Annotated in this window: 3 protein-coding genes; all 3 read right to left on the reverse strand. The window is 39.4% G+C overall.

Features of this window, described 5'->3' with window-relative positions:
* Positions 1–53 precede the first annotated feature (53 nt).
* A complete protein-coding gene (locus tag ACNI3T_RS07205) occupies positions 54–947 on the reverse strand; it encodes an alpha/beta hydrolase family protein (RefSeq protein WP_322301503.1) in 894 nt (297 codons plus the stop codon).
* Positions 934–3,684, reverse strand: a complete 2,751-nt coding sequence (locus ACNI3T_RS07210; RefSeq protein ID WP_418227243.1) for a PD-(D/E)XK nuclease family protein — start codon at positions 3,682–3,684, stop codon at positions 934–936. Before ACNI3T_RS07210 ends, ACNI3T_RS07205 begins: the two co-directional genes overlap by 14 nt.
* A gap of 61 nt (positions 3,685–3,745) precedes the next feature.
* Positions 3,746–5,163: OmpA family protein (locus ACNI3T_RS07215; protein WP_418227244.1), on the reverse strand; the 1,418-nt coding region annotated here is incomplete at its 5' end.

Consider the following 5,163-nt stretch of genomic DNA (forward strand, 5'->3'; position numbering starts at 1 on the left):
GATATTCTCCACAAAAAAACCACTGAATTTCAGTGGTTTTTTGTTTTTCAGGATTAATCATTATCGGCATATTCAGCATAAAGATCCTCTGCATCAGCATTCAGGAACTCGATCGTTTTATTGATTACATGTTTGAATTCCTTTGGAAGCTCCTCTTCATCTTTCCAGGGATGAGAAACCCCGAAGACATGATCTGCATTTTCGACTAATAATAGTTTTGGAGCAGGACTCCACTCAAAAAGATTCCCGGCCTCTCCAATAGATACACTGGTATCGCTACTTCCGTGGGCGATCAAATGTGGAATTTTCAGTTTTTGCGCCGCCTTTTTAATATTGAGCTTCTCTTTGTTTTCCTTGAAGTTTTTGTAGAACTGGTAGTGGTGAGGCAATTGCTGCCCTGTTCTTGAATTTACAATATACTGCACCCCTTTTTTCTCCCATGCTTCCAGTTTCTTTCCTTCCGGAAATCTTGATCCAAAATCTGAAACTGATGCAAGCGTAATAAGTTTGGTGATTCGTTTGTCCTGAGCCGACTTTAATACAGTGATTCCTCCACCTCTGGAATGACCTATCAAACTAATGTCTGAAGGATCCAGGTGTTGACCGAACTTGAAAGTTGGTAATAGAAGTGAGTCGATGACAGATTGTAGATCGTCCAGCTCAATGGTATAATTATTATCACCAAATGCTTCTATCTGGTAGAATTCTGTTGGATTTTCAGGACTTGTTCCGTTGTGACTAAAATTAAATTTCACAAAGAAATAGCCTGCTTCGGCAATGAGTTCACCCATTTTATCCCAGGCTCCCCAGTCTTTAAAACCTTTATATCCGTGACAAAAGATCACCACCGGTTTTGGTTTTCCATCATCCTTAAAGATCAGGTCCATGGGAATTGGCTTGTTGTGACGACCCTCGATGATGATATTCTGTTCCTTAGAAACTTCCATAATGTTTTTTAATTTCTTTTTCAATAAATGGAATTTCTGGATTGCAGATCTCCATTATTAATTTTTTTAGCTCTTTCTGAAAATTTTCCAGGGTTTCTTCCTGAATCAAATAGTCTGGTTTTTTGTCAATTTTCAGCTGAAATTTAAGAAATCCTGATCTAAGATTCTTGAAAGATATGATTCCTGCTTCAGCGGGGAATTTAAGATCTTTCTCCAGGGATATCAAGGTGGCGTAAGTTAAAACCTGAAAGCTTTTTGCGAATTTGTCATAATCTTTTGTTATTTCATCCCAGTCTTTGACGATCAGGTCTTTTGAATCAACTTTTCCGGTCTTATAATCCATGATTCTCATAACGCCATCAGTTTTTTCAACCCGGTCTACTTTACCTCTCAGATAAACTGGAATTTGCAGATGATCCATTGGTAGTTGGACTCTAAGATCTTTTTCGATCTGTAATATTTGAATATCACTACCATTTTCCAGTCTCTTAATTTCAAAATTCAGAAAATTGCGCATATACCTCTTAGCCACTTCGAAAATCAGCAAATTCCTTCCTTTGTCTAATGGTGCCTTACTATAGTTCTCTGCAAATTCTTTTGAGATCTGGGTGTTCGCTTCTTTTTTGAACCTTTCAACAATTTCTGCGGTTAGTAATTCTCCTTCCAGCGGTTTGTAAAGGTTTTCCAGCGCATTATGCACGACTGTTCCCAGCGTATTGAAAGCCACTGTTTCTTCCACTTCTTCCTGATCTCTGACCCCCAGCACATACTGGTTATAGAAATCCAGCGGATTCCGCATATATGTAGTTAATGCTGAAGGTGAGAAGCCTGAGCCAGCAAGACCCTTGATCTTCTCCATCATTTGCGGAGTTTTCTCTACCACTCTTAACTTTTGACCGTTAGCGGGTACCATAGGACTAATAAGATGCTGAGTGATATGATGTGCTGGAATATTTTCTATCTCCAACTGGGTAATGAATCTGGACTTCTCTCCAGAATTAAGGCCATCTGCTTCTGTATTATAAAGTAGGTAAACCTTTTTTGCACGTTGTAGTAATCGGTAAAAATGGTATGTATACACCGCATCCTTTTCCCTGTAGGTAGGTAGTTTATATTCCTGTTTTAGATCATAAGGAATAAAAGAATTATCTGATTTTCCAGCAGGTAGTGTCCCTTCGTTGAGAGAGGTTATAATCACAGTTTCAAAGTCAAGCGCCCTTGATTCGAGCATTCCCATTAATTGTAATCCCTTAAAAGGTCTACCCTGGAAGTCCAGCGTTTCAGTACTTACCAGCTCCTTATAGAAGTCATGTAAAGACCTGATCGTTTTTATATGGGTAAATTTCTCATTAAGAGTCTCCAGTTTATTAAAGAGCAGGTAGAAATGATATAGGAACTCTAAGGAGAGCGTATCTTCTTTAGCTTTTAAATGTGCTTTGAGTATTTGTATGAGTTCCTGAACATCTTCAGAAAACCTAGTAACCGAATCGTTTTTCGGTTTAAAACATAGTTCAGCTATTCTTCGATTTTCGTCCTTGAATTCTCCCAGAATTTCTTCAGACTTTAAATAAACAAGGTTGTCTTTATTGATCTTCTTTATCAACCTGTCCGCATCATTTGAAATGATTTCGTACAAAGTCGGATGATTTATGATTCCTAGGACATCTTTATAATAATGATCCTTGCCAGTTGAGATATGAATATTAAAGATATTTTCGAAAAGGGAGCTTACAGGTGTATTATCTATAGGAAAACCCATAGTTACATTAAGATCATTGATATGATCTGGAAGTGAGCTCAAAACAGGTAGTAAGAGGTCTTCTTCGCCGAGTACTATTGCAGTGTTCTCCAGTTCTTCGGAAGAGAGATTGGTAATGATCTCGCCAAGGAATTTCGCCTGCCCAATATTTTTAGGTACGCCAATCAATTGGATTTCCTTTTCTTCTGAATACTTATTATTAAATTCAGGCTTTGGGTTCTGCTGGTAAAATTTCCAGTCTTCGAGGTATTGCCGCAGGAATAAAGAAGCACCATGTGCACGATCTCTATAATAATGCTCGTCAAGATCCCAGAAAACCTCAGCTTTATCATTCTCCAGCATAAATTGAATGATACGCTGTTCAGAAGCATTTAGAGCATTGAATCCAATAAACACATGCTTTGATGTGATATTACTCGTATATTCCTCGATGTTCTCTGATGCCTTACGATAAATAAGGCCCTGGTATCCCTGTTCTTTTTCCAGTAACCTGTTGGCGAGGGATTCATAATAATCTGGAAGTCTCTTCCAGAAAGCAAGGTATTTTTCGATCAATTCTGTTTTCTCATCCTGAAGATACCAGTGTTTTATATCCTGTATACCCGAGAGGTAATCAAAGAAAGGTTTATGATCGATCAGATATCGGTCAATTTCGTTAAAATCGTGAATAAGACTTTGTGCCCAGGTTACGAATGTTTCGAATGTTTCCTGTTCAACTTCAGGAGTCAGTTCTTTATAAATATTATAAAATTCGAAAAGAGTCACAGTATTGTCAATTCCCTGTAGTTTCGAGATGACCTCGGTAAACTCTTCAATACTATAGATGGTGGGTGCGAAGATGGTTTCTTCTGTGATGGCAGCCATTTCTTTAAGTAAATAAGCACCGGCTCTTTTACTGGGAAGAATAATGACCAGCTCTGAGATATTTTGATTGGTAGCCCTTAGTTTTTCCAGGACTTCGCAGATGAATGATTTCATAGCCCTAAAATAAAAAACGCCCCGCAATGCGGGGCGTTTTCTTATATGAATAATTCAATAATTAGTTCATTGACTCTTCATTAGACTTGTCTTTCATCTCTTTGTCTTTGTCAAGAGAGATTTCAACACGTCTGTTATCCTGTCTTCCTTTTGCAGTACTGTTAGTAGCAATTGGTTGAGTTTCACCATATCCTTCAGAAGTCAATCTGTTAGATGGTACACCATTCTCTTCAAGGAAAGTAGCTACAGAAGCAGCACGTTCTTTAGAAAGATTCATGTTGTAAGAATCACTTCCTGAGCTATCTGTGTGACCTCCAATGTGGAAGATAGTTTGTGGATACTCATTCATGATATCTACGATAGACTTAAGAGCTTCTTCAGATTCAGTTCTGATAGTTGCTTTATTCAAGTCAAAAAGTACAGTCTTAGAATATTCGTTAAGTTCTGAAATTACTTCAGCAGTTGGTTCTGGACATCCGTTAGATGCAGCAACACCAGCTACTTCAGGACAGTCATCATCCTTATCAAGGATTCCGTCACCGTCAGTATCAGGCCATGGGCATCCATTGTTTTCAGCTGGACCAGCTTCTTCAGGACACTCATCTTCGTCATCTCTTACACCATCACCATCAGCATCAGGACAACCGTTCATTTCAGCAAGACCTGCAACTTCTGGACAATCATCATCAGGATCAGCTACACCGTCACCATCAGAATCAGGACATCCGTCAAATTCAGCAAGACCAGCTTCGTTAGGACATGCATCCTGACGATCTTCGATCCCGTCACCATCAGAGTCTGGGCAACCGTTGAATTCAGCAAGACCTGGTTGTTCTGGACACTCATCGTCTTTATCATATACTCCGTCACCGTCAGTATCAGTTCCACCGAACATGAACTTAACACCAGCTGCATGCTGGAAGTGAGAAGCCATTTCAGCTTCAAATACGTGCTTGTACTTAGATTCTACAGTAAGAGCAATATTATCTGAAAACCAGAAGTTCAATCCTACTTTACCGTTAAGAGTTGCAGCATCTAGGTTAGAGATATCTTCTCCATCCTGGTCACCAATCCAAGTGTAACCACCACCAACTCCAACAACAGGATCAATCCATCCGTCATTAAGTAGTGCTCTAAGGCTGTAATCTAACCCAAGGTCAACACCATAGTAAGAAAGATCTTGAACTCCTCTATCACCATACTTATCGATCTGGTTGATAGTACCACTCAATTCTCCTACAAATCCTGCTCCAATGTATCTGGATACAGAAAGCTTAGAAACCGATGGAAGAATGTTCCAGTGATCTCCGGTATCAAAATACTGGTCGAACCATCCACCTAGAGGGGCATCCTCACCGGTTGGATAAAAATCGACTGCATTGGCACCAATACCAATTGCCCAAGGGTTGTCAGCATCCTGTGCCTGAGCCGTAGTAAAGCCCAAAAACAGCAAAGAAGCCAATACAATTTTGCTAAGAT

The sequence above is a fragment of the Christiangramia qingdaonensis genome, from assembly GCF_048381525.1.
Taxonomy (GTDB): Bacteria; Bacteroidota; Bacteroidia; order Flavobacteriales; family Flavobacteriaceae; genus Christiangramia.

Coding starts and splice junctions, on each gene's coding strand:
- ACNI3T_RS07205 (WP_322301503.1), bottom strand. CDS start 947: ATGGAAGTTTCTAAGGAACAGAATATCATCATCGAGGGTCGTCACAAC.
- ACNI3T_RS07210 (WP_418227243.1), bottom strand. CDS start 3,684: ATGAAATCATTCATCTGCGAAGTCCTGGAAAAACTAAGGGCTACCAAT.